This window comes from Bacillus sp. NPDC060175, assembly GCF_042728695.1.
Classification (GTDB): domain Bacteria; phylum Bacillota; class Bacilli; order Bacillales; family Bacillaceae_G; genus Bacillus_A.
In genome coordinates this window covers 1-26,887 of record NZ_JBHWYR010000039.1, presented here as the reverse complement: position 1 = coordinate 26,887, position 26,887 = coordinate 1, and the positions used below count along the sequence as shown (strand labels likewise).

At 35.2% G+C, this 26,887-nt stretch carries 46 protein-coding genes; 10 read left to right on the top strand and 36 right to left on the bottom strand.

Going from position 1 to position 26,887, the window contains the following annotated elements:
* Positions 1-66: 66 nt before the first annotated feature.
* The 20 genes from ACFWDE_RS18830 to ACFWDE_RS18735 all read right to left on the bottom strand — a co-directional run bounded on the left by ACFWDE_RS18830 (position 67) and on the right by ACFWDE_RS18735 (position 7,029).
* Positions 67-261 carry a glyoxalase gene (locus tag ACFWDE_RS18830; RefSeq protein ID WP_377893937.1) on the bottom strand — a complete coding sequence of 65 codons (195 nt, stop codon included), beginning with the start codon at positions 259-261 and terminating at the stop codon, positions 67-69.
* A complete protein-coding gene (locus tag ACFWDE_RS18825; RefSeq protein ID WP_377893935.1) occupies positions 258-665 on the bottom strand; it encodes a YopX family protein in 408 nt (135 codons plus the stop codon). The genes ACFWDE_RS18830 and ACFWDE_RS18825 overlap by 4 nt, the downstream gene beginning before the upstream one ends.
* Complete coding sequence (locus tag ACFWDE_RS18820) at positions 652-795, bottom strand: Fur-regulated basic protein FbpA (protein ID WP_377893933.1); 144 nt, start codon at positions 793-795, stop codon at positions 652-654. Before ACFWDE_RS18820 ends, ACFWDE_RS18825 begins: the two co-directional genes overlap by 14 nt.
* Positions 796-803: 8 nt before the next feature.
* Positions 804-1,052 (bottom strand): hypothetical protein, encoded by a 249-nt coding sequence (locus ACFWDE_RS18815; protein WP_377893931.1) that lies wholly within the window; start codon positions 1,050-1,052, stop codon positions 804-806.
* On the bottom strand, positions 1,049-1,405 hold the full coding sequence (locus ACFWDE_RS18810) for a hypothetical protein (RefSeq protein ID WP_377893928.1): 357 nt from the start codon (positions 1,403-1,405) through the stop codon (positions 1,049-1,051). Before ACFWDE_RS18810 ends, ACFWDE_RS18815 begins: the two co-directional genes overlap by 4 nt.
* A 16-nt stretch (positions 1,406-1,421) precedes the next feature.
* The gene (locus ACFWDE_RS18805) at positions 1,422-1,739 is read right to left on the bottom strand and encodes a hypothetical protein (protein WP_377893926.1); all 318 of its coding nucleotides are present in this window, start codon (positions 1,737-1,739) and stop codon (positions 1,422-1,424) included.
* Between the two features lie 15 nt (positions 1,740-1,754).
* A complete protein-coding gene (locus ACFWDE_RS18800; protein ID WP_377893923.1) occupies positions 1,755-2,021 on the bottom strand; it encodes a hypothetical protein in 267 nt (88 codons plus the stop codon).
* Positions 2,018-2,209: a hypothetical protein gene (locus tag ACFWDE_RS18795; RefSeq protein WP_377893921.1), complete on the bottom strand. Its 192-nt coding sequence runs from the start codon at positions 2,207-2,209 to the stop codon at positions 2,018-2,020. The genes ACFWDE_RS18800 and ACFWDE_RS18795 overlap by 4 nt, the downstream gene beginning before the upstream one ends.
* A gap of 2 nt (positions 2,210-2,211) precedes the next feature.
* On the bottom strand, positions 2,212-3,030 hold the full coding sequence (locus ACFWDE_RS18790; RefSeq protein WP_377893919.1) for an ATP-binding protein: 819 nt from the start codon (positions 3,028-3,030) through the stop codon (positions 2,212-2,214).
* Positions 2,957-3,754, bottom strand: coding sequence for a conserved phage C-terminal domain-containing protein (locus ACFWDE_RS18785; RefSeq protein ID WP_377893917.1), 798 nt, complete (start codon positions 3,752-3,754; stop codon positions 2,957-2,959). The genes ACFWDE_RS18790 and ACFWDE_RS18785 overlap by 74 nt, the downstream gene beginning before the upstream one ends.
* Positions 3,755-3,928 (bottom strand): hypothetical protein, encoded by a 174-nt coding sequence (locus ACFWDE_RS18780; protein WP_377893915.1) that lies wholly within the window; start codon positions 3,926-3,928, stop codon positions 3,755-3,757.
* A gap of 15 nt (positions 3,929-3,943) precedes the next feature.
* Positions 3,944-4,627 (bottom strand): ERF family protein, encoded by a 684-nt coding sequence (locus tag ACFWDE_RS18775; protein ID WP_377893912.1) that lies wholly within the window; start codon positions 4,625-4,627, stop codon positions 3,944-3,946.
* Positions 4,627-4,827, bottom strand: a complete 201-nt coding sequence (locus ACFWDE_RS18770; protein ID WP_377893911.1) for a hypothetical protein — start codon at positions 4,825-4,827, stop codon at positions 4,627-4,629. The genes ACFWDE_RS18775 and ACFWDE_RS18770 overlap by 1 nt, the downstream gene beginning before the upstream one ends.
* Positions 4,824-5,000, bottom strand: a complete 177-nt coding sequence (locus ACFWDE_RS18765) for a hypothetical protein (protein ID WP_377893910.1) — start codon at positions 4,998-5,000, stop codon at positions 4,824-4,826. Before ACFWDE_RS18765 ends, ACFWDE_RS18770 begins: the two co-directional genes overlap by 4 nt.
* A gap of 1 nt (position 5,001) precedes the next feature.
* Complete coding sequence (locus tag ACFWDE_RS18760) at positions 5,002-5,202, bottom strand: hypothetical protein (RefSeq protein WP_377893907.1); 201 nt, start codon at positions 5,200-5,202, stop codon at positions 5,002-5,004.
* 101 nt (positions 5,203-5,303) lie between these two features.
* On the bottom strand, positions 5,304-5,471 hold the full coding sequence (locus tag ACFWDE_RS18755) for a hypothetical protein (RefSeq protein ID WP_377893904.1): 168 nt from the start codon (positions 5,469-5,471) through the stop codon (positions 5,304-5,306).
* A 113-nt stretch (positions 5,472-5,584) separates the two neighbouring features.
* Complete coding sequence (locus tag ACFWDE_RS18750; RefSeq protein ID WP_377893902.1) at positions 5,585-5,782, bottom strand: hypothetical protein; 198 nt, start codon at positions 5,780-5,782, stop codon at positions 5,585-5,587.
* Between the two features lie 14 nt (positions 5,783-5,796).
* Complete coding sequence (locus ACFWDE_RS18745) at positions 5,797-5,928, bottom strand: hypothetical protein (protein WP_265327807.1); 132 nt, start codon at positions 5,926-5,928, stop codon at positions 5,797-5,799.
* A gap of 116 nt (positions 5,929-6,044) precedes the next feature.
* Positions 6,045-6,767, bottom strand: a complete 723-nt coding sequence (locus ACFWDE_RS18740; RefSeq protein WP_377893898.1) for a Rha family transcriptional regulator — start codon at positions 6,765-6,767, stop codon at positions 6,045-6,047.
* A 64-nt stretch (positions 6,768-6,831) separates the two neighbouring features.
* The gene (locus ACFWDE_RS18735) at positions 6,832-7,029 is read right to left on the bottom strand and encodes a helix-turn-helix domain-containing protein (protein ID WP_377893896.1); all 198 of its coding nucleotides are present in this window, start codon (positions 7,027-7,029) and stop codon (positions 6,832-6,834) included.
* A 213-nt stretch (positions 7,030-7,242) separates the two neighbouring features.
* On the opposite strand from ACFWDE_RS18735, the gene ACFWDE_RS18730 reads away from it, so the two are divergent.
* Positions 7,243-7,590: a helix-turn-helix domain-containing protein gene (locus ACFWDE_RS18730; protein WP_377893895.1), complete on the top strand. Its 348-nt coding sequence runs from the start codon at positions 7,243-7,245 to the stop codon at positions 7,588-7,590.
* Positions 7,591-7,595: 5 nt separating this feature from the next.
* Here ACFWDE_RS18730 and ACFWDE_RS18725 read toward each other — a convergent pair whose 3' ends face one another.
* The 3 genes from ACFWDE_RS18725 to ACFWDE_RS18715 form a co-directional block, all read right to left on the bottom strand.
* Entirely contained in the window at positions 7,596-7,733 is a 138-nt protein-coding gene (locus ACFWDE_RS18725) for a hypothetical protein (RefSeq protein WP_377893893.1), read from the bottom strand.
* 152 nt (positions 7,734-7,885) lie between these two features.
* Entirely contained in the window at positions 7,886-8,038 is a 153-nt protein-coding gene (locus tag ACFWDE_RS18720) for a hypothetical protein (protein ID WP_377894004.1), read from the bottom strand.
* Positions 8,039-8,077: 39 nt separating this feature from the next.
* Complete coding sequence (locus tag ACFWDE_RS18715) at positions 8,078-9,283, bottom strand: AimR family lysis-lysogeny pheromone receptor (RefSeq protein ID WP_377893892.1); 1,206 nt, start codon at positions 9,281-9,283, stop codon at positions 8,078-8,080.
* Between the two features lie 450 nt (positions 9,284-9,733).
* Here ACFWDE_RS18715 and ACFWDE_RS18710 point away from each other — a divergent pair, with 450 nt between their 5' ends.
* Together ACFWDE_RS18710 and ACFWDE_RS18705 are read left to right on the top strand one after the other, a co-directional pair.
* Complete coding sequence (locus ACFWDE_RS18710; protein WP_377893891.1) at positions 9,734-10,135, top strand: helix-turn-helix domain-containing protein; 402 nt, start codon at positions 9,734-9,736, stop codon at positions 10,133-10,135.
* A gap of 193 nt (positions 10,136-10,328) precedes the next feature.
* Positions 10,329-11,027: a hypothetical protein gene (locus ACFWDE_RS18705; protein ID WP_377893888.1), complete on the top strand. Its 699-nt coding sequence runs from the start codon at positions 10,329-10,331 to the stop codon at positions 11,025-11,027.
* A gap of 269 nt (positions 11,028-11,296) precedes the next feature.
* On the opposite strand, the gene ACFWDE_RS18700 is transcribed toward ACFWDE_RS18705, so the two are convergent.
* Positions 11,297-11,836 (bottom strand): NUMOD4 motif-containing HNH endonuclease, encoded by a 540-nt coding sequence (locus tag ACFWDE_RS18700; RefSeq protein WP_377893885.1) that lies wholly within the window; start codon positions 11,834-11,836, stop codon positions 11,297-11,299.
* Positions 11,837-12,184: 348 nt separating this feature from the next.
* Here ACFWDE_RS18700 and ACFWDE_RS18695 point away from each other — a divergent pair, with 348 nt between their 5' ends.
* The 6 genes from ACFWDE_RS18695 to ACFWDE_RS18670 all read left to right on the top strand — a co-directional run bounded on the left by ACFWDE_RS18695 (position 12,185) and on the right by ACFWDE_RS18670 (position 16,790).
* On the top strand, positions 12,185-13,243 hold the full coding sequence (locus ACFWDE_RS18695; protein WP_377893882.1) for a hypothetical protein: 1,059 nt from the start codon (positions 12,185-12,187) through the stop codon (positions 13,241-13,243).
* An 18-nt stretch (positions 13,244-13,261) separates the two neighbouring features.
* Positions 13,262-13,915, top strand: coding sequence for a hypothetical protein (locus ACFWDE_RS18690; protein ID WP_377893880.1), 654 nt, complete (start codon positions 13,262-13,264; stop codon positions 13,913-13,915).
* A gap of 205 nt (positions 13,916-14,120) precedes the next feature.
* Positions 14,121-14,594, top strand: a complete 474-nt coding sequence (locus tag ACFWDE_RS18685) for a DUF3967 domain-containing protein (RefSeq protein WP_377893878.1) — start codon at positions 14,121-14,123, stop codon at positions 14,592-14,594.
* Positions 14,595-14,617: 23 nt separating this feature from the next.
* Positions 14,618-15,334, top strand: a complete 717-nt coding sequence (locus ACFWDE_RS18680) for a hypothetical protein (protein ID WP_377893877.1) — start codon at positions 14,618-14,620, stop codon at positions 15,332-15,334.
* A gap of 222 nt (positions 15,335-15,556) precedes the next feature.
* Complete coding sequence (locus tag ACFWDE_RS18675; RefSeq protein ID WP_377893874.1) at positions 15,557-16,567, top strand: ParM/StbA family protein; 1,011 nt, start codon at positions 15,557-15,559, stop codon at positions 16,565-16,567.
* The gene (locus tag ACFWDE_RS18670; RefSeq protein WP_377893872.1) at positions 16,557-16,790 is read left to right on the top strand and encodes a hypothetical protein; all 234 of its coding nucleotides are present in this window, start codon (positions 16,557-16,559) and stop codon (positions 16,788-16,790) included. The genes ACFWDE_RS18675 and ACFWDE_RS18670 overlap by 11 nt, the downstream gene beginning before the upstream one ends.
* Before the next feature lie 145 nt (positions 16,791-16,935).
* Here ACFWDE_RS18670 and ACFWDE_RS18665 read toward each other — a convergent pair whose 3' ends face one another.
* Genes ACFWDE_RS18665 through ACFWDE_RS18655 form a run of 3 tightly spaced genes read right to left on the bottom strand, consistent with a single transcriptional unit; the run spans position 16,936 to position 18,905 of the window.
* The gene (locus ACFWDE_RS18665; RefSeq protein ID WP_377893870.1) at positions 16,936-17,544 is read right to left on the bottom strand and encodes a replication-relaxation family protein; all 609 of its coding nucleotides are present in this window, start codon (positions 17,542-17,544) and stop codon (positions 16,936-16,938) included.
* Positions 17,534-18,700 carry an FtsK/SpoIIIE domain-containing protein gene (locus ACFWDE_RS18660; protein WP_377893868.1) on the bottom strand — a complete coding sequence of 389 codons (1,167 nt, stop codon included), beginning with the start codon at positions 18,698-18,700 and terminating at the stop codon, positions 17,534-17,536. The genes ACFWDE_RS18665 and ACFWDE_RS18660 overlap by 11 nt, the downstream gene beginning before the upstream one ends.
* Before the next feature lie 10 nt (positions 18,701-18,710).
* A complete protein-coding gene (locus ACFWDE_RS18655) occupies positions 18,711-18,905 on the bottom strand; it encodes a hypothetical protein (protein ID WP_013450099.1) in 195 nt (64 codons plus the stop codon).
* Between the two features lie 313 nt (positions 18,906-19,218).
* Between ACFWDE_RS18655 and ACFWDE_RS18650 the strand changes: the two genes are divergently transcribed.
* A complete protein-coding gene (locus ACFWDE_RS18650; protein ID WP_377893865.1) occupies positions 19,219-19,443 on the top strand; it encodes a helix-turn-helix transcriptional regulator in 225 nt (74 codons plus the stop codon).
* A 36-nt stretch (positions 19,444-19,479) separates the two neighbouring features.
* Here ACFWDE_RS18650 and ACFWDE_RS18645 read toward each other — a convergent pair whose 3' ends face one another.
* From ACFWDE_RS18645 to ACFWDE_RS18605, 9 genes are all read right to left on the bottom strand, one after another.
* Entirely contained in the window at positions 19,480-20,322 is an 843-nt protein-coding gene (locus ACFWDE_RS18645) for a GH25 family lysozyme (protein WP_377893863.1), read from the bottom strand.
* A complete protein-coding gene (locus ACFWDE_RS18640; protein WP_377893862.1) occupies positions 20,322-20,747 on the bottom strand; it encodes a phage holin family protein in 426 nt (141 codons plus the stop codon). Before ACFWDE_RS18640 ends, ACFWDE_RS18645 begins: the two co-directional genes overlap by 1 nt.
* Positions 20,748-20,809: 62 nt before the next feature.
* Entirely contained in the window at positions 20,810-20,953 is a 144-nt protein-coding gene (locus tag ACFWDE_RS18635) for a hypothetical protein (protein WP_157681248.1), read from the bottom strand.
* 26 nt (positions 20,954-20,979) lie between these two features.
* On the bottom strand, positions 20,980-21,468 hold the full coding sequence (locus ACFWDE_RS18630; protein ID WP_377893859.1) for a hypothetical protein: 489 nt from the start codon (positions 21,466-21,468) through the stop codon (positions 20,980-20,982).
* 202 nt (positions 21,469-21,670) lie between these two features.
* The gene (locus ACFWDE_RS18625) at positions 21,671-21,874 is read right to left on the bottom strand and encodes a hypothetical protein (protein WP_377893856.1); all 204 of its coding nucleotides are present in this window, start codon (positions 21,872-21,874) and stop codon (positions 21,671-21,673) included.
* Between the two features lie 88 nt (positions 21,875-21,962).
* Positions 21,963-22,388 (bottom strand): hypothetical protein, encoded by a 426-nt coding sequence (locus tag ACFWDE_RS18620; protein ID WP_377893855.1) that lies wholly within the window; start codon positions 22,386-22,388, stop codon positions 21,963-21,965.
* A 34-nt stretch (positions 22,389-22,422) separates the two neighbouring features.
* Positions 22,423-24,396: a phage tail spike protein gene (locus tag ACFWDE_RS18615; RefSeq protein WP_377893853.1), complete on the bottom strand. Its 1,974-nt coding sequence runs from the start codon at positions 24,394-24,396 to the stop codon at positions 22,423-22,425.
* Positions 24,389-26,371: an SGNH/GDSL hydrolase family protein gene (locus ACFWDE_RS18610; protein WP_377893851.1), complete on the bottom strand. Its 1,983-nt coding sequence runs from the start codon at positions 26,369-26,371 to the stop codon at positions 24,389-24,391. The genes ACFWDE_RS18615 and ACFWDE_RS18610 overlap by 8 nt, the downstream gene beginning before the upstream one ends.
* Before the next feature lie 13 nt (positions 26,372-26,384).
* On the bottom strand, positions 26,385-26,887 hold a 503-nt coding region (locus tag ACFWDE_RS18605; protein ID WP_483861752.1), incomplete at its 5' end, for a phage tail family protein.

Below are 26,887 nucleotides of genomic sequence, written 5' to 3'. Positions count from 1 at the left end.
TCTCTTCATTCTCCTTTGATTCTGCTATTAATTGAGTTACTTCGTAAGTACCATGCTCTGTATATTTCATTGTTCTTCCTCCTTATAATCAGATAATAGATCTTCTAATGCGATTGCAGTATTTTCGAATGTGTGCCACTGTCCTTTATGAAATCCTGATAAACCTAAATCACCGCTATCAAAAGCTTTATCTGCATCTTTTCTGCTATCTACTGCCGATTCACGCAATCCTTTGATAAATTCCTCAATCGCTTCTTTCATTCTTTATCTCCCCCTTGTAGTAACTCTGGATTCTCAAATACATTGCCCTTTATATGATTTAAATTTAATTCGCTCCATAATCGCACTGCATCATCTACCTCGTTATCAATCCACCAAACTCCCTCTTCTTGCTTAACTACACCAGTAAGTCCATGCGCTACTTCTACACGGTGGTCATAAAATTCTTGGTAAATGATGTCACCTTCATAAATTGCATTTCCGTGCGCGTCTTTTTCTCCTGTGTATTGAATTAACTCCACTTGTTCAAAATTGAAATATTCCGTATCAATATGATTCGAATATGTCGCTGGCACTTCTACCTTTTTAAAATCAAATTGTATTGATAGTATTGGCAACACCAAATTTAATTCTCTTACATACGCTTTAAACTTAATCTCTCTCATTCTCCCCATCCCTTTCCAACAGCCCCGCCAGTTCCTCGCAACTCCCCTCAAAGAGATCGCGCCCATCCGGTAGCTTGTATATGTGATTATCGATTAATTTGTTGATTAAAACGTCTTGCTCTTGCTCCATGTTGCCTCCTAGTTGACGTTTCGTTTCTTCCTTGGATTCCATTTCTTTAATGGTGGCGTTGTGATTGCTTCGTCTAATTGCCATCCAAATTCAAAAACTCTTCTTCTTAATGCTTGCCTTGAAATTCCGTTCAATTTTGCTTGCGACACTTGTTCCGGTGTGAATAACGCTCGTTTCCTACCTGATTTTTCACCCATTTCTTTACGTGTCATAACAGGTGTTGTCGCTGCTTTTTCGGGTTCCCATCCGTAACTCAATCTTGATGTAAACGTCTGATAAGAAATCCCGTTCTTTTCCGCAACCTCACACCACTCTTTTTCCTTTTTCCCCTTCTTATTAACTTGCTTAGTTGCTGCATCTTTATATCTCCATCCAAGATACAACCTACTGTAAAATGTATTTTTTTAATCCCGTTCTCTACAGCGATTCTCAACCATTTTTCGTGCACCTTATCTACTAGTTTGTGCCTAACACTTCCTGGTGTTGCTGTCATGGCGATTTCAATATCCCAGCCTAAAACAAAAACTCGATTGTAAAGAAGTTGTCTACTTATTCCATTAGCTTTTGCCCTTGCATACTCTTCATCAGTTAACCAGCGTTCTAAAGCCATTCCTTCCCCTCCTAATCTAGCTAATTTCTTTCAATTCACCGCTCTCGTCATAGCGATTCCCTTGCTTTCCTGGCGGCTTCGTCGCTGCTAAATGATACGACCAACCTCGTTTCAATCGGCTATAGAATGTATATCGCTGGATGCCATTTTGTTCTGCTATATGCATCCACTGTCCATGTTTTCTATCAAAGTCCATACTCTTTGTGCCAAGTGGTTGCGTTGTCGCTCTTTCAATCTCCCAGTCATAGCGGTATACTCGTTCCTGCAATCTTCTTCTGTTAATACCGTGTGATTCAGCCTTTTTATAATGCTCGTCCAAGATAAAGAAGTTCATTTCCATTCCCCTTTCTTAATCCAATGCCATAATTTCCGCTAACGTCCTATCCGATATATAAGTATTGATAATTTGAATCCGTCCGTATTTATCTTTAGCCATTCCTTTGGCTTCGCTCTCTGACTTCGCTTCAAACCATCTAAGCTTCCATTTGTCATCCTTATCGTAAAACTCTACTGAGTACGTTATGACGCTTGTGTCACGCTGTAAAAACCTCTCTGAAGTGCTCTTTGCTGAATAATCGAAACTTCCAACGACATCTTCCAAAGTTAATTGCTTCATGCTACTATTCCGGCCTTCTCTAATTGTTGTAATCGATACGTTTCTTTCAATCTCTCAATGACTACCTGACGTCTTCTATCCACTTCTTCAGGCGTAATATTAGCTGCTTCGCAAATACATGACCCAAATTGATACATTCCCATTCCAATATCGTTTCTAATTACTCCCGTTCCGTTACATGCACACATTGTTATTCCCCCTTTTTAAAGTTTCGTAATCTATAATTATCACCAAACATTTCTAGCATTTCTGCATTTTCCATCATTCTGCTAAAATCACGTTCTCCGTACATTTCTGCTAATTGGCCAACATTGAAATTTGTTGTAAATAAAGTACTTTTACCTATGCGACTATCTACAATTTCATTTGTCTTCGTTTGCTTCCAGGTAACGCCCTCTTTATCTTTCTCTGTAAACTCCGCCCCGAAATCATCTATAATAAGAACGTCCACTTTAGCAAGGAGAGACATAAGCTTGTCCTCTGTTAATTCGCTGTTTTTGCTCCAAGTAGATTTGATTTTGGTAAACAATTTATTCATTTGGATGAACATCGCACTATATCCACGTTTCATTAATTCCTTTGTAGCTGCCACACATAAATGGCTTTTTCCTACTCCGTAATCCCCTGTAATAATCATGCTCGTTGGATCTTCTTTGCTGTATGTAGAAACGAAGTTCATGATTGTCTCTTTTGCATCCGCTAAATCCTTTGTAAGTGGTACATAGTTATCAAAAGTAGCCTTCTTCAATTTATCGTTGATTAGGCTGTTATCTGCGAACGAATCGTACAAACTAATAACTTGGTTCCTCTTTTGTATTACAAGCGTTTCTTGAGCTAACTGGACGTCCTGAGGAGCAATTTCTTTGCAATGCCAGCAATAAGCTTTGTTATATTCATCAAGAAACTTTTTACGTCTGCATAAATCACATCTTTCATTAGCGACCTTTGGTAAAGTCATACTTGTTGATGAAGCTGCTATCTTTGCCACCGACACTGCCACTGCTTGCATTAGAACCCGCTCCTTTTATTTTTTCGTTTAGATAACCTTCAAATTTAGTCCCGAATAACGTTTCTGGTCGTAAGTACTGGTTCATATTCGAATCAGTAAGCCATTGTGCTGTTTTGATATCAATAACTTGTTTGAAATCTTCTATAGTAAAGCCGTCTTTAAATCTAGCGTTGATTAAGGTTCTTGTTTTGGCCGTTTTATGTTTAAAGGACTTGCCTATTTTTTCATTAAGATAAGAAACAATATCCTCATAAGGGATTGGTGATTCCTTGTTGTCTTCGTCAGAAGAGGACGTAGTATTATTTGTTTTATTAGTACTTGGTTTATTAGTACTTAGTTCTTTAGTACTTAGTAGCGGTCGATTTTCTACTGGTAGGTTTTCCACTAGTAGACTTTCCACTGGTAGAATTTCTACTAGTGGTTTTTCGACTTGTGGTACTTCATATATAATCGTTTCCCACTTGTGAATCTTCCCGTCTTCCCCCTTAATTGGGAATCGTTTAACGTACCCGCATTCCTTTAATTCCTTCATTCCAGCTTTCAAACTCGCTATACCATCTTTCGAATGCTTTGTTACTTCTTCCATATAAAAGACCCAGTCGTCAGGAAGCGAAAGGATATATGCAAGAATTCCTTTCGCCTTCCAAGTTAAACGTTCATCGCGAAGCCCTGTATTATTAATTGTTGTGTAGTTTTTGTCTTTACTTACTCTAAAAGTTGCCATTTACATCTCCCTTTCGCATATCGCAATATCACCTTTAACACTTAATATCCTGTATCCTGGATAGCGATCAGGAGTGATGTACTCAATCGCCTTAGATTTTGCTTCTTTTTCGTTTCGTGCGCCCTTCCATACCCACGCCGGAAGGACGACTTTAGATTCTGTTTTATCTAACATGGTTTCATCTCCTTATTAAGCTGATTGTTGTGCTGCTTGTAACATCATATTGATAGCTGTTTTTATCCGATTATCAGTTTTGTCATTCTTAACTAACCATTCAAGGTAACCTTTGTTTTCTTTAAAGATTTCTCGTAACGTCTTCCCTTCGTACTTACCGAATGAAAGGATGATTTCCGAACCCTCAGTAGCATTTGTAGGCAATGGCAAGTCTTCTTTTCGTTGAGTATTTGTTCTATTTTGATTGCTATTATTGTTATTTGGTTGTTTAGGTATAGGTTCTTTAGCATCTGCATCATCTTCGTCAGTTGGAACACCGAAGAATTTAAGTAAAAAGTACCTTTCCGAATATGTCAGTGCTGAACCGTACGCTTTTGAAATGTCATCTTGTTGTCCAAAAAACTTCCAAGGGATCGTTTCTCTTTCGTCAGGCTTCTCTGCATTGATCCACTCGTAAAATCCGTCACCTTCAATCACAAAGTCTGTTGTATCCTTACCTTTTTTACTTTTATAGCTGTATTGCCATGTTTTGTGCTCACCCATCTTTGGCATGAGGATAACTTGTAATTCGTCCATGTTATTTTTGATTTTATGGAGTATTTGAGAACCTGTTACGTAGTCATATCCATAACTTTTTCCGTTTTTTACAAATACGTCTATGTCTTTACGAATTGCTACTAGCTTTTGCCAGAGATTCATTATTCGTCATCTCCTCTAGTGAACTTTTTCAATACAGCAATCGCATCTTCTATTTCAAACACCTTACTTTCAGTCTCTTGGATATTTTCAATTACAATTGGCTTCTTTGCCTCTAATCTTTCTAACTCTCGTTTGTATTCTCCTAATCTCCGTTGTTCTACAGATAACGACTTCTCTAACTCTTCAATCCCTGCATTCAAAATGGAATCACCTCTTCTTGTTGACTAACCTCGTAAACTTCCATAAGTGCTTGTAATCCGTATTCATAAGCCACAACCATTGATGAGGCACCAGGTTCTTTACTTTGCTTATATCGTTCAACCAAACTCATTAGAATTTGAATTTCAGCTTCGATTTTGTTTTGTAATCCCATATCATTCACCTGCCACTTTCGCTACAGAGCGTTCTTGTACGAATTGTTTAATACAATCAGCCTCTGCATGGATTGGATCCCCATTGCAATCAAGATAACCTTCGCCGTAATAAATCTCTCCGCCGCATCCTTGGCAATAATCCATGAAATCATTTGTTGCTGAATCATGAGCGTTTCCAATCAACATTCCGTTTTCTAACATTTCTTATTCCTCCTTGTTTTTAGGAGAAAACATTTGGTATAATGTAATTAGAGTCATTACATGTGTTTTCTCCAAACCGTCCTATTGGTGAGGGCGGTTTTTTATTTTTTCTTGATTCCTTTTCCCCAACATTTATATCTGCATGGAATGTAGAGAAACTCTACAGGCTCATGATCTATACCACTATCTCCTGTATAGTGATACCAATACTCCGGAATCCACCTTACTATGAGTAAACCTGTTTCATCCCTTGAATATCCTTCTTCCATTTCTCATTCCCCTTTCTTGATGCTTTCGAGCATCGGAATATCCAGGAACCTATTTGCTAGGTGGGGGATACCATTAAATTCCTGAATATTCCGACAAGCGAGAGCTTGTCCTATTAATCAATTGGGATAATCTCGTATGTTTCTGACATATCCGCATGCCACATTTCAACGTACTCTGCATGTTGTCTCGATGAATATTGTTCAGCTTCTTCTGGTGTGTTTACATCTTTAAATTGATAAGCCTCTGGATCGTGTTTCTCATTATGTTTAAGATATTTTTTCGTTTTCACATTCTGAATGACGTATTTCATTCCCATTCCCCTCTCTATTTAGCTAGAGTTATATAATGGTATTTCTCGATGACTGCCACGCTGTTATGTACGCCTCTAGCCTTTAAATCTCGTATCATTTTGATGATGTTTTCTTTGTCTTCCTTATCCTTCTGCTGTTTATCCATCACTTTTCATCCTTCATAATCCGTTTGTCTATCCGATCCATCAGATAAATGAATCCTGCAAGTCCGATGACTGAAACCAGTATCATTAAATGTGAGAATGTACTTTCTTCCATTGTTTACATAGCTCCTTCCATTGGTCTTTCTGGTGGATACCATCCGGACACAAATTTCATAGCATTCTGATAATATTTACGTGGGATCTTATCGTATTTAGCGACTCCGAAGTGTTTCTTTAATGCTCCGTACACAGCTTGATAAGAAGTGTTGCTGTAACCCTCTTCTTTTAGTTCGAATACACGGTGTTTCACTTTACGTTGTACAGCTTCTTTATTTTGTTCAGTTAACCAAACCTCGTTATCTACAAGGTGTTTTACTTTGCTTAGTTCCTCATCTGTTTGTTGCTGATGTTCTTTGATTTGTTTTAATTCCTTCATGCTGTGGATCACTGCGTCTTCGATGCTAATTGGTTGTTGCTGTATTTTTTGGATATGCTCTTTCATTCGTTTAAATTCATTTAGAAACTTAATTTTCATCTTCATTGCTTCTGGTGTTATGTAGCTCATCGCTACAATTGCGAATGCATCTTCTGTTAAGTTGTATTTGTCATACCATTGTTTGTTTTGCGGATGTTGGTATTGGGTCTCCCCAAAGTTGGTGATACCCCATTGTTGTTCACCTGCTTCAAGTAGTTTTTCAATTTGAATTTCGATGTCCCTCATCACATGATCATGACGCTTACCGAACATTTGAGAGATTGTTAAGCTATCCGTAACAACTTCATTTCCTGCCATAAAGACAATCTCACTTACTGGATACTGCAAAACTTGTAATTGATTCATTTTATTTTCCTCCATATTCGTTTTTTGAGACGTCTCTTTTTGAGACCTTTAAGGTAAAAAAAGACTACCTTGTCAATTCATCAATAGTAATTTCATACAAACCAGCGAGTAAAGACAATCTATGTAAGTTAGGTTCACGCTTTCCTGTTTCTACTTGAGAATATGAGTTCCTATTCGTGTAACCCATTGTTTTAGCTACCTCAACCTGTGTGAAACCTTTAGAAAGTCTTAGCTCCCTAATCTTTTCCGTGTTTAATTTCATTCGGTATCACCCTTTGTTCGTTTCGTTGATTTGAGTATAACATAGGGAGTCTCTTTTTGAGAACCCATAAATTATAAAAAAATAAAAGTTTTTAAAAGTGTTGTCATTTCGAGAACATATTTGTTAAATTTAAGATATAGGAAATGTATTTATGTAATTATTTTTAGCGTTAGTAAGTAAAGATTACTAATAAATATTAAGGGGAATAATAGAATGGATTACAAATTAATTAGTAGACGTGTGAAAGAGATAAGGACTGACCTACAACTCAGCCAAAGGGAATTTGCTGAAGCTTTAGGAATGCAAAGTAGATCTGCAGTATCGATGTGGGAAAATGAAGACAGTACAAAGTGCCCATCTAAAAAGATGAGCTTAGAAATTGCGAAACTGGCTAATGTATCAGTTTCTTATGTACTTGGTGAATCAAGTGAAAAGAATCCTGATGTTGCCGCAAAAGATGAATGGGAAAGACTTATGATGCAAGTTAAAACTAAATCACCTGAAAAACAAAAAGAACTTTTAGATCTTATTACAAACTTAGTTAAGATATCCGGCGATTGATAGCTTTAGTTGCTACCAATCGCTTTTTTTATTTCTGATAATATGTCGTAAGATGCTGAATCCCCTTTTTCGGCACTATTCATAACTTCTTTTAGTACATCCCCAAATTTATCAACTACAGCTTTGCTCTCTAATTTCTCCATCCCTAAATCCTCCTATGTTTTCATTATAGTTTGTGAATCATTCACATAGTTTCGGCTTTTGTCTTTTTTGGTAAAAACCGAACAACCCCTAAAACCACGAAATGCGACCACCCTTTTCAGGACGATCGCATTTCTATTTATATTATTAACGTTTACCAGCCGCCACCGCCTGGTTCGTTTGAATACATAATTACATTTTCATAGCCTGTTGCTTCTTGTTTTGGCTCTTCAACTTTTTTATCAGCTGAGAAAGCAAACAATCCAGCGATTGCTAAAATCGGTAAAAACATTAAAATCTTTTTCAATAAATTCACCTCTTCTCATAAGATTATTATACCATTTTTTCAATTATAGCCCAAGTATAATTGTGGTATTTTCGCATAAAAAAGGCTCTTTTTTTCTAAAAACATTTTGTGTGATTTTTCTAGTAAATATTTGTCTTCTTTCGCTAACCCCATATAACAAGTTTCGAATTCGTTTAAAGAACCATTTGCTTTTTCTATCTCTAGCAAAAGCAATTCTGCCTTCATTTTGTTTCCTTTTTTTAATTCTAAATAAGCATAGCCGACTTTATCAAGAACTTGCGGCAATGTTTGTATATCCCTGTAATGGTGGATCTTCAAAAAGATTAATGTATTCTCCACTCTTTGTTTTTTTCTTTTAACATCTTCTCCGACTGTGAAGGCGCCATTCTCTAAAATAAATAGTGACTTCTCTAGCATTTTCTTAGATTGTTCGTAGCTTTCAAATAAGTAAGATTCTCCAAGACTGAAATAAGCGCTAGCTTTTTGAATTAGAAAATCCGGATTCTTATCACAAATATCTAATAGACCGTTGCAATGTTCCCTTGCTTGTACTATCTCATTTTGCATCAGGTAGGTAACGATCATACCTTCTTTCATTCGTACTAAATGACTGTTACGAATAAATTTGTTGGCCGTTTTGTTTATTTTCTTTTCTACTTTTGCAATCCGTTTGAATAAAACTTTATATTCTTTCATTTGGTAAAGGGTTTGACATTTCAAAATTTCTATTAAAGTTTTCATTTCCTTACTGGCGATCACGCTCTTTAAATCATCTAAATCATCATAAAAATTATAAGGATCATATTTAGGCTCATTTTCATTCTTTTCTCTGCAGTGTTCATAAATAACGTTATATACTTTTGCCCACTCTCTGTTCATTTCAGTTGGAGAACTCAGTTCTTTATCAATAATTTCTTTCAAAGAAACAAATTCTCTTCGGAATGCCGCATACTCCATAGCTTCCCTTTGGTTTTCGGGTTTGGCATAGGTAAGATATTCAGAGAGCATATCATTTCTTAATGTTGGTGCAGGTGAATCGTAAAGTTTCATAATTATTTTTACTAAATAATTAAAACTAATTTCCGTTTTTTCATTTAAAATATCTGACAGCGTGCTTTTCGCTATCCCAACATACTTCGCTAACTCTTCTCTAGTGATTTTAGATACGAATAAATCGTCTTTTAATCTTCTTAATAAACCACTCATGAATTCTTGTTTAGATTCATTAACAGAAATATCATGCACAAAATTTGCCCCCTTGTTGGACAAAAAAGACACGTTACCCCTAGGTTTTTACATTTACAGGAAAACGTGTCAACATATCTAAGTTGTGTGTTATAATTATGTATGAGACTTATGACAAGTGTTTTCCCTAGTGCGATTAGGGAGGACGGTGTAAGAGTGTTACCAGCACTACTTACACAGTTGTAGGTCTTTTTTACGTCCGTTTTTAGTTATTTTCATAATAACACATTTTTCCCAAAATTCGGTCATGGAGTTATCTGATTTTTATTGAGAAAGTTGGATAAACGCTATATATCAACGTTTATCGGATTTAAAGAAATTAAATATGCAATTGTACATTAAGACGTTTGAAGAACCCATATGCATATTTTACCACTATTCTCCCCAAAAGAGAACATAAGTTCCTGTTTTATTTTTACCTAAGATTAAAAATATATCATAATATCATAAATGACAATAAATCTATCATTTATAGTATATCGATATTCATATAACTATACTGATAGTATGAAAACTTTAGGTGAAACTTTAAAAAAACTTAGGAAAAGTCGTTCGTTAAGACAAGCGGATTTAGCTCATGATCTAAATCTCAGCAGAAGCCAGGTCAACAATTATGAAAATGGATTTTCTGAGCCTGATCTTACGACAATGTTTCGTCTCGCCTCCTATTTCAATGTAACGTTAGACGTACTTACTGGGCGCACTGACGTTACTGATGATGAAATGCTACATAATACTCTTTCTGGTGTTCAAAAAACGTATGGAGCGTTATCTGATAGCCAAAGAGAGAACTTTTGCAAACAACTTGACCATTATGTGCGGTTCTTAGGTGAGAATCACGAAATACTGTGATTTGATTTCATTTTAGAAGAAATCTTTTCCATTGACCAGTGGTAAAATTTGACATAATTTGACCAATTGTGGTAAGAGAGCGAATTGCTCTCTTTTTTTATTTCCGTTCGACAAAATATGACAAAATAGTTGTAACTGGATTTGTTATGCTTTCTATAAATATTACAATTTTACATAATTGGAGGATGCATAAATGAAGAAACCGTTCTATAAAAAGTGGTGGTTCTGGGGAATTATCATCTTTTTTTATCTAGGAATAACTGGAACGCACGATAAAAAAGAAGAAGAAAAGAAAAACGCCGCTAAAGAAGAATCAAAACAGGAAAAAAAGCATGTAGAGAAAGAAAATAATAAACAAGATAACGTTAAAGAAGAGACATCCAATGATAAAGATAAATATCAACTAGAGAAAGAATCAAAAAACGCAATTAAGGTTCAAGATGAAACGAAAGTAAAAAAAGCAACAATTGATGAATACAAAGGCAGAATAAATCAAGCTTTCAAGGAAATGGGAAGAAAAACAAATTTGAAAATTAATTCCACTGACGTTTTAGAAGATGGGAGAACCGTTATCAACTTATCCGACAATATCCTTATATTCTTAACAACAGACAAGGACAAATATATTGAAAAAGCCACACTTGGTATGACTACTGACGCTTATTTATTAGAACATAAAGACTTTGAATTCGCATTCTTATTATTAATTGGAACAATAGATGACTCATTAAATTATTCAGAACGTTATTTAGTTAAACAAGAACTTGGTCTTAGTGATAAAGATGCATTTAACAAGCAATTCACTAAAACGTATAAGAGAAATGGCATAACATATACATTTAAAGGCGGTATAAAAGATAACTTTATTCTACAGGCTGAATTAAAAGATTAAGATTTGAATCATCTTTCTCAATGACCAATATTAATTAACGTGGTAAAATAATGTTGGATTAGTCATCCAATACATATTATTAAAATTAAAGTGGTTCAAGTCGGAGGAAGGCACCTTAGGGTGTCTTTTCTTTATAAATAAAAAAGCCCACCTATTTCCGTAGGCGGGTTATATGTGATTTTGCACTTGTGCATTATTAAATTATTCCATGATCCCTTAATCCTCGTTAAGCTTCCCGATTTCTCTTCTTTTTTCGTCAAATCTTTTGTTTAATCATTAAGATATTTCCATGTAAAACCTTTAGCGATATTCTCTACAGTAGCTCGGGATAATCCGAACTTTCCAGCCAATGCTGTAGCCCCATATTCTTTATCTCTTGGCTTGTAATTATTTCTAATGAACAAAGCGTCTTCCTCAGTTATTTTTGTGGCTCTATGTTTTTCACCAACTGTAGTTGCTAATCCGTTTTTGAATGCATGTATTGTATTCTCCGAAGACGTACACCATTCTAAATTGCTAGCCATGTTATTATCTTTATTACCGTCAATATGGTTTATTTCAGGTTTGTCTTCTGGGTTAGGAACAAAGGCTCTGGCTACCATTTGATGAACCGGCCTTTTTTGCCCATATCCTTCATTTAAATATATGTAAACACGAGTGTATTTCTTTAAATCTTTATATGCTTTTAAAACTTGTCCTTTTTTCTTTCTTCCTACTGCATCAATTCTGTCGATACTTCTGACACGACCTAAATTACTAACTTGATATCTTCCTTCGAAACCTTGAATATCCTTCCAAATCTCTTCCATGATACCGCCCCTTCGTTTTTAAATATAAGCCCCATTATATAAATGGCAATCGACAGTTTCCCCTTTTACTCTTCTTTTTTAGTCATGAATCTGCTAAGATGAAGAGTAGATAAATAGATTTTAAATCAAAAAACTTTTACATAAAATAAAAAAACCCCCGACAGAAGTTTTTAGATGGCGTTTAGCTTGGCGGCAGATACCATTTAAAAACCGGAAACAGAGGTTTTGTACATACGTAAATTAAGTTGATACCTAAATAGTATCATAACTTTAAAAAAACGTAAACTACAAATCCTCTATTCATTGTACCCAAATTTTGTCGGGGCAATAAATGGAGGATTTTTTATTATGTCTAACAAATTAAAACGCGCAGTAATTAAAGAAGAATTAGTTGCACTAACAGGCGATTTCAAAAAGGCTGTTCTTTTGAATCAGTTAATTTATTGGAGTGAACGTGTATCTGACTACGATCAATTCATTGAAGAGGAAAAGAAACGTGCTCGTATGGCCATGAATACAGAAGAAAGACAGCGAGCTGAATTATTTGAACAAATTGAACTAACTCACGGATGGATATATAAAACAGCGGATGATATGAGTGCAGAGACAATGCTTGGAATGAGTAAGTCTAGCATTGGTCGTCACTTAGAAACACTTTTACAAGAGGGTTGGTTAGAACGTAGAAAAAACCCAAATTGGAAAGGTGACAATACATACCAATATAGGGTCGATATTCTAAAAGTGCAGAAAGACCTTTTTAAAAAGGGGTATTTCCTTGAAGGATATAAGTTTGATCTTAGAGAGTTTCAAAATGAAATTGCGACGTTCTATAATGAAACTCCGGAGTTTCAAAATGAAATTGACGATTCTAAAATAGAACAACCAATTCCAAAATCGAACGATCAATTTCAAAATGAAACAACATTACCAGAGATTACTACAAAGACTACTACACAAATTACATCAGAGAACTCTTTATCCTCTTCTTCTAGTTTAGATAATTTACTAGATATAGTAGATGGATTAAATTTAGAAAATGAAGAGGAAGAAGAATATATAAATCAAATGTCTAATCTTTTCTATAAATCTGTCGTTGAAAGATTAAAAGACAAAAAGATCTTTAAAAGTAAACAGCAATTTTTAGATGTATTAAAAACGTTGCAAGAGAAAAATGTACGTATCGGGACAATAAAACAAGTGGACAAGTCTATTGATGAGTTTTTAATAACTGTGGAAGAACGTAGTCAAACGTCAAATCCTGTACAGAAACCAGCGATTTTTTACGCCGGTCGCCTTGCGATGGTTATTGAAAGAGAAAACACTGTAGAAACTGCGAAAGCTTTTATACGTCAAAATAAAGAAGAATTTAAAGGTAACATTTTATTCTTTAATTGGTTAGAACAATAGAATTTAAGGGGAGATTCTATGATTAACGAGCTTGTAGGAAACGAATGGATTGAGGATTTTGTTAAAACGAATGATTTTTCTGTAGCTCTTGGTATGGTTTGGAGAAATGGTTATGAATCGTCAGGGTCTTTTCAATTCACTCACAAGTCACGCGATATAGTGAATAAGTTCGCTGATTTCTTTGAGAAAGAAACAAAATCAAGATATCGCGAAGAAAAAGGATATGTAGAATGGTACACCACTATGAGTAGCGGTCACCTATTTATCCAGAAAATAAAGGAATTAGGTTGGACTCCCATACAAGAAAAATCCAGATCATTCCCTAATGGCGAATTCAATAAAGAAATATTTGTTAAAACATATATCTTAATGAGACATGATGTTGGAATTATGAGAGAAAAACGACCTAAAAACAAGATTTATATTAGACCTCGTTTACGCATTCATGGATCTACAGATATATTGGAACATTTAAACGAGTTTATGTACAAGGAATTAGGTATTAAAAAGAAACAATTACAGACTGACGGGAAAATCCCTAAAGCGAAAACGGTATATTTTCAATCATACAAGGACATTGAAAACATTTTAAAATATATAGGTGCTTCAGAAACATTAGAGAAGTTATATTCATTTGATCTAGGGTTTCATGATGCTCAAGAATTTGAATGATTCTCTTATTTGAGAATCATCTTTTTGTTTAAAATTTCACGCACCATATCTGTTGTATAAACCATAATTTCAGTCTATAGGGGATTTTGACGAAGACAAGGATTCTCCTTCTATCATCACGAATGATATAACACGAGGTGATGGTGTTATGACAGATAAAACAGACAGCTCTCAATCCATTTATATTAGCAAAGATGTAGCGATGATGCTTAAGATTCAGGAATCAACCTTACGTAAGTACTGTATCATGCTAGAGGAACACGGATACCACTTTCATAAGAATGAGCATGGGCACCGTGGATTTCTTGATAACGATGTTATAACGCTCAGAAAGTTAATTGAAATCAAATCACACCCTGATATGACGTTAAAACAGGCCTGTGGCGCAGTTATGACATGGGTTCGGGAGAAAGATGTATCAGAGGTTGATATGAATGTTATAACGGAAAATGAGCAACATGACGAGCGATATAACGAGCTTAAAGAAATGATTCAGCATCAGAATGAGATGTTGAAGAAAATGGTGATAAAATTGGACGAGCAGCAACGTTATATTGATGAGAAATTGGAGAAGCGAGATCAGCAGCTTATGGGTGCCATACGTGAGATGCAGGAAGAAAAACGTGTATTGTTGGAGACAGCAGCAACGAATAAAAAACCTTGGTGGAGATTCTGGTAAGATTATAAGTGGAGGAGATTTAAATGCAGTGTGTTATGATATTAGACAATCGTTTAAGAGAAAATTTGCAACAACCATATGAATTATATTTCAAAACCTATACCGAGAGAATATCTCCAGTTTTTGACAATATAGGTCAGGAAGCTGAAGAAGTTGCTGAAAAAACTTACAACGAAATGATGATGCAGGTAGGTCATGAAAACTGCGATCCTGGTGATTATGCTGATGATGCATTGCAATTTAGTATAAATTACTATGAAAATGTATCGTTAATGAGGTACAACACACAGTTAATGTGGATTTCTACAATGTATCAATTTTGGGAGCAACAAGTTAGAAAGTTTTTATATAAAGAAATGACACGTAGTGGTTTTAAGTTTTTTGATAAGAATCAGAAAGAAATAGAATATAAAGATTTTTGTACGAATATCGGTAAAATAAAAGATTTCTTCCTTAAATTTCAAGTTGATATTACTACCTTATCTTGTTGGGACAAAATAAACGAGTTGAGATTGCTTGCTAATGTAATAAAACATGGACCAGGTGAATCCGCTAATGATCTATTGAAGATCAGACCAGGTATATTCGATTCCTCGTATGTATCAGCCAACCTATTAGACTTTTATCAAACAACTTTAAATGATGTAGTTATTAACTTGAAGGAACATGACTTAAAAACGTATGCAATTGCGTTAACTGATTTTTGGGGGCAGTTGCCAGATAATATGGTAGTAAATTAACGGAAACGCTTCTTTAATTTTATCGATATGTTTCATTTAGTGGAGATTCTGGTGAAGGGTCTCTTTTTTTGTTTATTAAAATTAATAACAGTTATATAAGTATTATTAATTTTGTTATTTTATCGTATAATATATTGCCAAAACCATCCGTTTTAGTTAGAATAAAAGTAACATTATATAACTATTATATAAGTATTAAATAACTATTTAGGAGATGGGAAAATGACGAAAGTATTTGCAATTGATCATGGGAATGGTGCTGTTAAAATGCGTACAGACGTGTTTAAAAAGACTCTTCCATCTATTTATTCATTCGCTTCAAACGTTGGGGAAGCTTTATCTGGTGGGAAAATGAAACTTAAAACTTACAAGGTTGATGGCGCTGAGTATGTGTGGGGCGACGATATCATTAAAGTGAACAATACTTTAAACACATACGCTCAACAAAATCGTTACAAGACTAACCAATACATCACTTTATCTAAAATCGCATTAGCTGAAATGGCAGCTAAATCAAATGTTAAAGGTTACGATGAAGTATTAGTTGTAACTGGTGTTCCTAGCCAGGAAATTGGCACAAAAGCAGTTGAAGAAATCAAAGAAGTATATCAAGGAACTCATGAAGTTGAAGTGAATGGTAAAAAAGTAACGATTAATGTTGTAGATGTTATCGTACTTGCTCAACCAGTAGGGACAGTAATGAGCCGTTACTTAGATGAAGATGGATTTGTAAGTGATGATTCTTATGAAGATATGACTGTAGGTATCATTGATATTGGAACAGGTACTACAGATTTAGATGTAGTTTCTATGTTACGTCGTGATAAAGAATCAACATCGGTTCCTAAAGGAATGCATGATGTATATGAGCCGATTGTATCCAAAATCAAAAAAGAAACTAGCGCTACTATTAATGATTACAAATTAGAAAAAGTATTTGAAAGTGGAGAATACCAGGCTTCTAAGCGTATGGATCCAATTGATTTCAATGAAGAAAAGTCAGCTTCAATTAAAGAAGTGTATGATTTCATTGTGAATGGTGTAAATAATGCTTGGAAAACATTCGATCGCTTCGATGAAGTTCTTGTTTCTGGTGGCGGTGCGAATACATTCCATCAGTTATTGGAAGAATGGATTGGTAAAGTAACTAAATTAGAAGAGAGCCAGACGGCAAATGTAGAAGGCTTCTATAGATACGGTAAATTCGAGGTAGGCGAAGAAGATGGCGAATAAGACGTACCTTTTGTCTTATGATGATGTATTAGATAAAGACATCAAGTTATGGTTAGAATCCTTACCGCGCAATCGTAAAGCAGAAATGGTAAGAACAGCTATTAGACAATTCATGCATACGAGCGGCACAGCACCCGTTATTGCTCCAGTGGTAGAAAAGAAAGAAGAACCGAAACAAAAGAAACGTCCTAAGTTAAATCGTGGCGGAGATTTTGAATCTTAATAACAGATAAAGGCCCTGATTATTCAGGGCTTTTTTTATTCTATATTCACCTTTGTCTACATAATATAATTATGCCTGTTACCCCTTGTAACTCTTCATAGATTCAACAGTCAAACTGGGTGTGCTGTTTAGTTAGGAAGAGTTACTATATTTTCGTTGCAAGACTATCCATGAAATTGCTAATTGAAGAAGCTTGGAAGATACGTAAATTAGAAGAATTAATATCATACTGCTTATCAGTAATAATTAATATTGACGGGAAGTATTTAGATCCTTTGGGCTGCCACGATTCGTTATGCCACTCCTGACTATGAAAGTATAATTCATACCTATTGATTTTATCTTGCATAACTTTTTTACTGTAAACTGATTTTTGGACTTCAATAAAAAATGGAGATCTACGCCATATTGTAAATGCATCGGGCTCCATATATTCTTTTCCGTATTTCGGTTCAACTTTGAATAGTTTAGGTTTTTCATACTGAATGAGTTGTTTGTATACGTCCACAATGCCGAGGAAGTGGGGAATCTTTTGGCTAGTTTTTCGAAGTGTACTAGGTTGAGGGAAATATATAAATGGCTGCTGTGAGATATTTGCATCCACATGACCATCTCTTCTTAATCGTTTCATTACCGTATTACAGCAAGTAACCGCGTTTTTTAATCCTTGAAAATGCAAATCAATAATATCATCCCTAGACATACATCTAAAACGTTTCAAATCCTTCAAAATGGTTTTGTCTCTACTCATCATAATCTAACACCCCAAATAATTGATTCTCTTCTTGTGGAGGATTCTGGAGCGTCATATCCTCTTTTGGAACGCGGTAAGGTTCAACAATTTGCTTTGCCTTACTTATTTCTAAATATGGAGCTTGCACTTTCTTTAATCCGTTTAGTTTTAATATCATTTGGCCCGATTGCTCTAAATGTTCTGATCCAGGTGTACCCATGATATTACTATTAATCGTACTATCACATTTAAAGCCCATTCTTACTGTCATATTCAACTTCAACTTACCATCTAATACTTTTGCATCAGGACGTTGCATACTGAGCATCAGAAAGACTCCGAGAGCCCGGCCGACTGCTGATATTTTTTCGATTGTAGACATACATTCTTTTTCGCCTTGAAGCATTGCTACTTCATCAATAGCAAGTAAGATGTACGGTTTCTGTTTATCAAGATTCATTTTGTTGTATTCGTCAATATGGTCCACTTCATACTCTTCCATTAGTTTTCTACGTTCTCGGATTTCCTTCCACACTTTTTGCAACATTATCTTCATTTCGATTTCTTCCATACAAACTTCTTTTACATGTTTCACTCTTCTTAAGAAATGAAATTCGGAGTTTTTTAAGTCGCCCAGATACAAATGTAATTTATCAGGAGACATGTATTGAATGAGTGTGGACAGAACAACGCGTACCGTACTACTTTTACCGCTTCCTGTTTCCCCTGCGATTAATAAATGTGGTGTATTTGAATCAACCATATCGTACACAATCATATTACCGAACTGGTCCCGGCCAACCACAACAGGAAGACGATGTTGTTTTAGTAATGGCTGCCATTTCTTATAACTGTAATTGTATAGCTTCAGTCCCGCATCGGAATGAAATACATTAAGTACAAATCGTTTAATATCACCTTCAATCGCTACGTTGCGTCCTAATATTTGTTGAAAACAAAACCATTTCTTTTCAATTGTCTTCGGATCCAAACCATTTGGAATGGTAAATATATATCTAACTCTTTCTTGTGTGGACGAAATATCATGTATCTTTGGATAAATCGGTATTTTCCCCCCTCGTGTTTGATGGTCTACATATAAACCTGCTTTTCCAAATACCTCTATAAGTTGATTCTTCAAACTTTGTTTATGAAGCCATTCTTTGATGAGTCCCATGTAACACCTCCTAAAACATGATTAAGATTTTGATAAACACATACCCAATGAAACAAACTCCACCTATCCTCATTCCGTGATACATTCCATCACTTAAAAGTTTAGCTGCCGCAACGTGATCATTTTTTACAAGATGCTTCTCTAATATCGCTCCGCCAATTGTAGTTACTCCTAAAGCTCCTAATGAAATGAATGTAGTTAACATATAAAACTCCCCTTTATAAACAGAATTTAAAATCCTGATGATACATAGGTTTATCGCCCCAAAACCTTGATAGTATTACTTTGATAGCTAACTTGATAGCTACTTTGATAGTACAAATACTAGTTACCTTGATAGTGGATTGGTTATATACCTTGATAGCTAATTTGATAACAAGTTTGATAGCTACTTTGGTAGCGACCTTGATACATCTTATTGTGGATGGCTTGGACAATATTCAAACTTTCGTGAAGTTTAAAAAGTTTAATTTTGGTACAGACTTGTTACCAATTAAGAAAGTAAGGGAGAGAAAAAGATGTTCGGACTAGGTAAGCCACGTTCACGTTTCGGTAAATTTCTTGATAAAAATGGCCTTTCACAACAGGACATAGTGAGGGAAAGTGGAGTTAACAGGGGAACGATCAGCCGAATATGCCAGGGAGATGCATTTCAACCATCATTAAAGAATGGAAATAAGATTATAAGAGCCTTGAAAAAGTTAACGAATAAAGATGTTTATTATGATGATTTTTGGATGTAAATAAAAAAAGCCGCCCAACAGGACGGCTCTCATTGTTTATTTCTTAATATAATCGTAATACCACTTTCCGTCCGGTCTAGTATCCATCCACCAAGTGATCTTGTCTAATTCTGGATTAGGTAACACTTCCGTTTGTAAGTATGCTATACCAGTTGATGGATCAGAAATAACTTGTCCTTTAGTTCCGCGCTCAGCCATAGCATTTAATACTTCAGGAACCAACGCGACGCCAAACCCACCAGATTTAACATATTGATATCCGCCATTAGAAACAGGTTGTTCTGGCTGCTTCTCTCCTGTAAACCAAGATAAAGGTTTATCTCCAACTAAAGAATTTAAATCAACCTTTCCGATTCCATCAAGCCATCCACCTGTTTCTCCGTCTGCGTATTGCCAAATATCACATTTATAAGCAGGTTTCGGTCCACCATATCGTGGAATCCAAAGGAAATCAGCTTTCACATTGTTTAATCCATATTTATTATACATGTGGTGACTTACATAAAAACCAACTTTCCACCCTTTAGACTTACAACGATTAATGAAGGCTTGTGATGCTTCCGCTATCTTTTGCTCTCCACATGACTTCAATGTATCGTCTTCAGTATCTAAAACTAAGAATTTAGCATTAGGACTAACACGAGCCATGAAATCATCAGCTTCTTTGATCGCATCATTTACACTTACAAAACAACCATATGCATAAGCGGCGTGAGGGATATTTCGTTTCTCTAATTCTTTTACATATCCATTATAATATTGATCTATCATATTAGAACCGTATTGTACACGGCAAATACATAAATCTAATTGTGGCCCAATTACATCCCATTTTATTGAACCTGCATTCCATTTCGAAATATCGATAATTTGTCCCATTATTGAACATCTCCTTTTTTATCTTCTTGTTTTTGTTTACCGCCTAAAACTTCAACTGCATTTGTTAATACTGAAGGTAAAGGGATTCCCATCCGCCCTGCATTTTCTAAAAGTGAAAGCAACTCATTTCCGATAAAGAAAAAGATTGTAGCTTCACGAATAGCACTATTTGTCCCTATGGCTGCATCAGCTTGAGTAGCTGCCCCGACCAAAAGAAAAAGCACCACCTTTTTGGCGATGCCTTTGAATCCTACTTTACTTTTCAGTTCCCCATTGAATCCTGCTGCAATTACTCCTGTGATATAGTCGATAGCTGCCATGATTAGTAGAACCCTCAATGTTGTATCCCACCCTCCCAAAAAGTACCCGCAGAAGCCACCGAAGGTAAAAATAAATGATTTTATTAATACATCAATACGATCCATCTTTTCACTCCTTTTACAAAATAAAAAAGAGCGGTGAATTTCACCTCTCTTTGTTTATGTCACTATTCGATTTCTAAAAACACTTTGTTCCCTTCCTGTTTAACCGTTATTTCGTTGTCAACAACACAACCGCCTTCACAGGATATATAAACTTCACTATCAGGATTCAAATTTAACAAATTTGCAATTAATTCTTCAACAGTCAAATCTGCACCTCCCGTGAAATAGATTTTTAACTATATACAGGAATACCGACTATATATGGTGATAATCCTTCTGAATACCTCTTGAATGAATTAGAGTGATTTCGAATGAAATTCTCTTCATCCTTGACCTCTTCTAACCATTTTTTTGCAGACTCTGTTAAACCTCTACAAAATTGTGCTACATCAATATTCAATGCGTCATTAATTACATTATTATGGAAAAAGAAATTAGAATTCGGTTCAACAAATATAATTCTTTTATATTTTGACTTCTCGTGTTGTGTACTTCCTTGATGTAAGAAAGAACATCTAAAATAGTAACAGTCATCAGCTGACATACTAAACTTATCTCCTACATACCTGTTATACCATTCTTTATATTTTCTTCCACTAGCCTTCCCATCATCAGATTGTAAAGCGGCACAAATATCCGGTATGCACAAAGCCATCCCCAAAGATAAATGATATACTCCTGCATCTAAACCTCTTTCAATTTCATTAAACAGATCTTCCATAAATAAGCTACCCCCTTTTGTCATGAGTTTATTATACATGACTAAGAGTAGATACCATTCATGAAATTTGTATTTTTTTTGATTTTTATACATAATAAAAAAGCCTACTATAAGCACGCTTTTGTTTGTTGTAAAAGCCGTATTTTGTTGTAATCTCGTAAAAAAAAGAAAAACACGCATTATACGTGTTTTTAGATTGTTGTTATATCCTCGGTGGAAGTGAATCAACATATTCTTTATAAGTCTTTCTAACAACACCTTTACCTTCACACTCTTCACATTCATTAAATACATCTTCGTAACCTGTGCCATCACATTCAGGACATATTTTTTGTGTGTCATGTATTGGGGATTTCTTAATAACAAGATACTCTTTTAGGTTTACAAAAAAATTCTTAATGCTCATTGATATATCAACCACTTTGTCATTTTATTTATGGATATATTACATTTTACATATTTTCCCTTTATGCGTCAATGAGATTTTATTCTAATTATTGTTGTTCAGTTGGTTGCTCTGGTTCTGTTACAGATGGTTGTTCCGGTTCTTTCGGTTCTTCCTTTACTGGGACTACTTGCTTTACATCAATTCTGGAGAAGATGTAGTCGCCAATTACGACTGTAATTGTATTATTGCTGTTCAACTGCTCATTTAAGAAAATCGGGTCATAATCGTTTGTTATGATCACTATAGGTTTCCCGCTGTTTGTGTGTACTTCTAATTTTGTAGTGCCTTCCGTTACAGGTAAATTAACCGGAAGAATACGTTTTACATCAATTCGCTGAATAATAAAATCGCTGATCAATACCGTGATTAAATCGTTGTCATTTAGTTTCGTATTCAATGTTTCTGCATCATATACTTCAGTTTGCACTTTATGTTTTAATCCGCCTTGTGTATGAATTTCGATTGTTTGCATATGTTATCAATCTCCTTTTATATTATTATTTACCTTAATACGTACCGCCGGATCTGGATTGAATAAAGAGTCTCCCTGTAACAGTGGCGTTTATTCTAGCTAAACTATTCGGTGTAATTTTAATCTCCACATAACGACCACGTTGAAGTTTACCATCAGTATCTTTTGCTAAATATGGAATCAAATTGATATCTTGTCCTCTTATTGAATCGAACGGCAATGTATTCCCATCCACTTCGATCGTTACTTTTGTTGGAGTTTCGTATAACTCGAATATCCCGAACTCAATATCGTGGGTATGGTTTGGCAATGTAATCTCGTGCACGTGATTCGGCAATGTAATATCATGTACATGATTTGGAATGCTAATGCTATGAACATGGTTAGGCACGCTAATACTATGCACATGGTCTGGCAACGAAATATCGTGTGTATGATCGCCGCTAGAACCGTGTGTATAGAAACTAGACCCCGTTCCTTTTGCGTAAAAAGAAGCTGCTGTATTTCTTCCAGGATCAGAAAAAGCTGTATACAATCCTATTGTTGGAGGTTCAGCAGGAACAATTCCTCCACCATGAAACATTTTATGAACATGATCTCCTCCACCACTTGATGTTTTAACCGTACCGCCACCAGAACTGGTTGAACTAACGTTTGCTCCTCCTGAACTTGTAGAACCTACATTAGCACCACCAGAACTGGTTGAGCCAACAGTCGAACCGCCAGCTGAAGTTGAACCTACAACAGCCCCACCGCCTTTAATAGCACGCTCATATGCTCTAAATCTTAATATCTCAAATGTCAGTAACAGTTCATTCACATTTTTTACATCATTAGGTATTTGAAACCTTATGATCGCCGGGTGATCGGGGTCACAATTATCTTGGAAATCTCGACTATCAATATTCGTTGTCCCTTGAGAATACACTTCATTAACTCTCTGTCGTTTTTCGATATCGGCTTGTATCGTACCTAAATCAGTTACTTTATTTTCTAATACAAGCTTTACATCAAGCGGATTACCAGTGACATCATCCTTCGGACGGTCCATTACTCGTAAATCAACTGATATATTAAAATCCTCATCATACAGGCGTACTAGTTTACCAGTCTCGTACTTTTCTATTTTGTACGGATCAATTAACTCATAGTCAATTGCATCAATTTCATACGTAACTTTCGGCATACACGCTTTTAGCAACATTGCTTGAGCTGAAGCATAAAGGGTTTTCGGGTCCTCAAATTTTCTATCAGCCCAAATATAATCAAATCCATCGTGCAACTCTCTGACAAAATCAGGAGCATCAATATAAGGAAGACCGTTGTTAACACTTTTGATTGTAAGCTGATTAACACCCTCACCATAACCAAGAGGATAAATTCTTGTCATGACATCTTTAGCTTCTACTTTTCGTTTAATGCCCTTCATATTCTTCCGGTAGCGTAGTTCACCTGTAATTTCTTCAGAATATCGGACAATGTTTAAAGTCCAAGGATAAGACGAATCATCCCAAGTCCATTGGAATTTCTCATCAAATGGCTTCGGAATGCTATATATTGGGCCTAATAACGTATCTTCATTTTCCCAACTGTATGAAAAATATTTTGTAAAATCACATTGTCCCAGTTTCCAATGTTTTATTCTTTGTTTGCTGAGAAGATATTCAATATTCTGCCTTGTAGTTAAATTAATTCTTTCGTGATAACCAAAAAGCACGCTATCCATCAGTGTGGACAAAACGTGCTCGCAGTCATAAGTTATTATTTTTTCATGTACTTGTCTTTCTTCATCACTGTCCATAATACGAAACATACCAATACGTTTACCGTTATCAAATATCTCTACGTAATCAAAAGTTTCGATTTCCTCTCGCTTTGGATCATTAAACGGCAATGAAAAACCCGCCGTCCAAAGTTCATTGAGAGGCGGGCTGTACTTTATATTATATGCATTTTCAAGATAGGCCTTGAGCTGCATTTGTTTGTTGTAAAGTTTTATTTTACGCATAGGTTACACCATCTCTTAATAACGTTAGTCCTAGCCCCTTTGCTATAAGTTCAAACATGACTTTATATCCTTCGTCTTTTGGATGTAGGCCATCGAATAATAAAGAATCAATGGTTACTCCAGTATTTACTGCATAATCCATATACCCCTTGTAATTCGAAATGTAATCCATATTCGTTTCTTTTGCGACTTGACTAACAGAGCGATCTACATCATCCATTTTAAAGTTTCGTACCGGGTCCATATCGTTTTCTACTGAAACTGGGTTAGCTGACATGAGAATAACATCAATCCCTAATTCACGTATATACTTAATAATTTCTCTATGGTATCCCTTTGTTGCAGCATTTGTTTTAAAGGTATGACGGTCATTAGTGCCAATTTGCATAATGACAATACTGTCATTTGATTCGATTAACTGATCTCGAAATTTATAGACAAATTCTGAATTTTTCCCACTAATACCAAAATTGATAACATCAGCTGTCTTAGGTATTTTTAAACCTTGTACATAAACAGAATAGGCTGTTGAGCTATCATTCTTTCTGTTCGTCTCACGAATTTCAACTACATGTTTATCTAACGTTAATCCAGTAACTTGTTTTTCTACATTATCTGTATACACCCCATACGTATCAAGTTCCCCCCATTTTACGCCATCAATGTAAATATCCATAATACCTCCACCGCCAATAGTGGCGTGGTAAATACTAAAATGATCTCCGTAAAACGTGAATTTAATGCCGTTACTTTGCGTTAAATTAGAGAAGAACGTTTGCCATTTTAATTTAGAAGCAATACTTTCCGATATTCTATGTGTATTTGAAATATACAATAAACGAGGATCGTTAACCGCTATCTCAAATTCTCTATTGTACTCATTAATAACATGATTTCGGAGCATGTTCGCCCAACATACTGCTGTTGTTACGTTCGTTTTATATCCAGTGTTTCCTATCGGTTTATCTGTAGCGCTATATCCAGTTCCACACAAACCTGCTGTGATAGAATCACCAATTAATTTAATGACAGTTTTGGAAAAAGGGTTACTAAGGTGCTTATCGATAACATCCTTGATTGTTAAAACTTTATCAGTATTAGTATCCCTTATGAGTTTCACGACGTTCGCATTCTTCCCTAAAGGAATACCACCGTAATAATAGAATAACAACCGCTTGTTTTTTAATTTTGATTTATCGTTGTAAATTTCAAACGTAACCGCATAAGGAGCCTGTGTTATATCCACAACAAACGCATACAGCTTTCCATCTGTTGGTAAATTCATTGTAATATTCATCCCTGTTGAATTTAGATTGAAAATACTATTTCCGATAACAGCAAATGTATCGAAGTTTATGGTTAATTTTTGAAGTTTTGTATCTATAACGATAAAATCTTTTGAAATGATTGTTGCTTCAAACATATTGATACGAGTGTGATCAATTGTATCAGGTAATATATTTGCATTGGAAACATTAATATTACGATCTGTAAGATAATTGTAGTTATCATTATCACTAATATAATTTATGAATTCAAAGTTAGGTCCATATATCTTTTTCTGATAAAAATGAACAATAGAAAGTTCGTTATCTCCTGCTGAACTATATGGTTTGCAAATCAGTTTTCCTGTTACATGATTGTATACCAATAAATGTAACCTGCCATCATTATTGGAATCCGGTAACGCTATTTCTAATCGAGATGGAGATATATTAAATAAATACTTTTCTATGGATATATAACAATCTTTTTGAATCGTTATTATTCTCGTTTTATAGTTCACTTCAATATAGTTCCGGTTAATCAATTGAGCTTCTGGAATGTACTTCTTTTGATAGTTAACAGCGTTATCCGCAATACGACTTTGTGTTGTTGGTTTTAATGCTTCATTCGCATTTTCAATCGCTTGGTTTATTTTTGGATAACCTGTTCTCAAGGTATCAGTTGGTAATAACTTAGGCGCATCAGCCATATCCTTCACCACCTTATATATATTTAGCGCGGTATTTGAATGCAATGTTTATATTGAGGCTGGAACCGCCAATTTGTATTGCATTAGCACCTGGCATAAGTTCTAAATTTTCTAAATTACCTTTTAGTTGAAATAAGAAATTCTGTCCGTTTTTTATTGTTGCATATCTTTCAGCATCAATTAAAAATGTCGAATTTGTAAAACTTCCAAAAGAAAAACTCTCGCCGTTTATAGCGAGAGTTAATGTTGCTGCATTACCTGTAATTTCAATAATCGGTCTAACAATCAAAGAACCTTGGTTGTCTATATTTAATGTTTGTGGGGCTGTAATCGTATAAGAATTAGCACCGAAATCAAAAGTGATATCAGACATAAACGGAATTTCGTCCCTCCACAGAACATCCTTATCGCTTTCTATAATTGAATAAGCATGTGGATCATATGCTATTAATGGTAATTCGAATTTACCCATCCTGAAATAACGATCAATCGGAAGAGACCCACTGTATTGCGCTA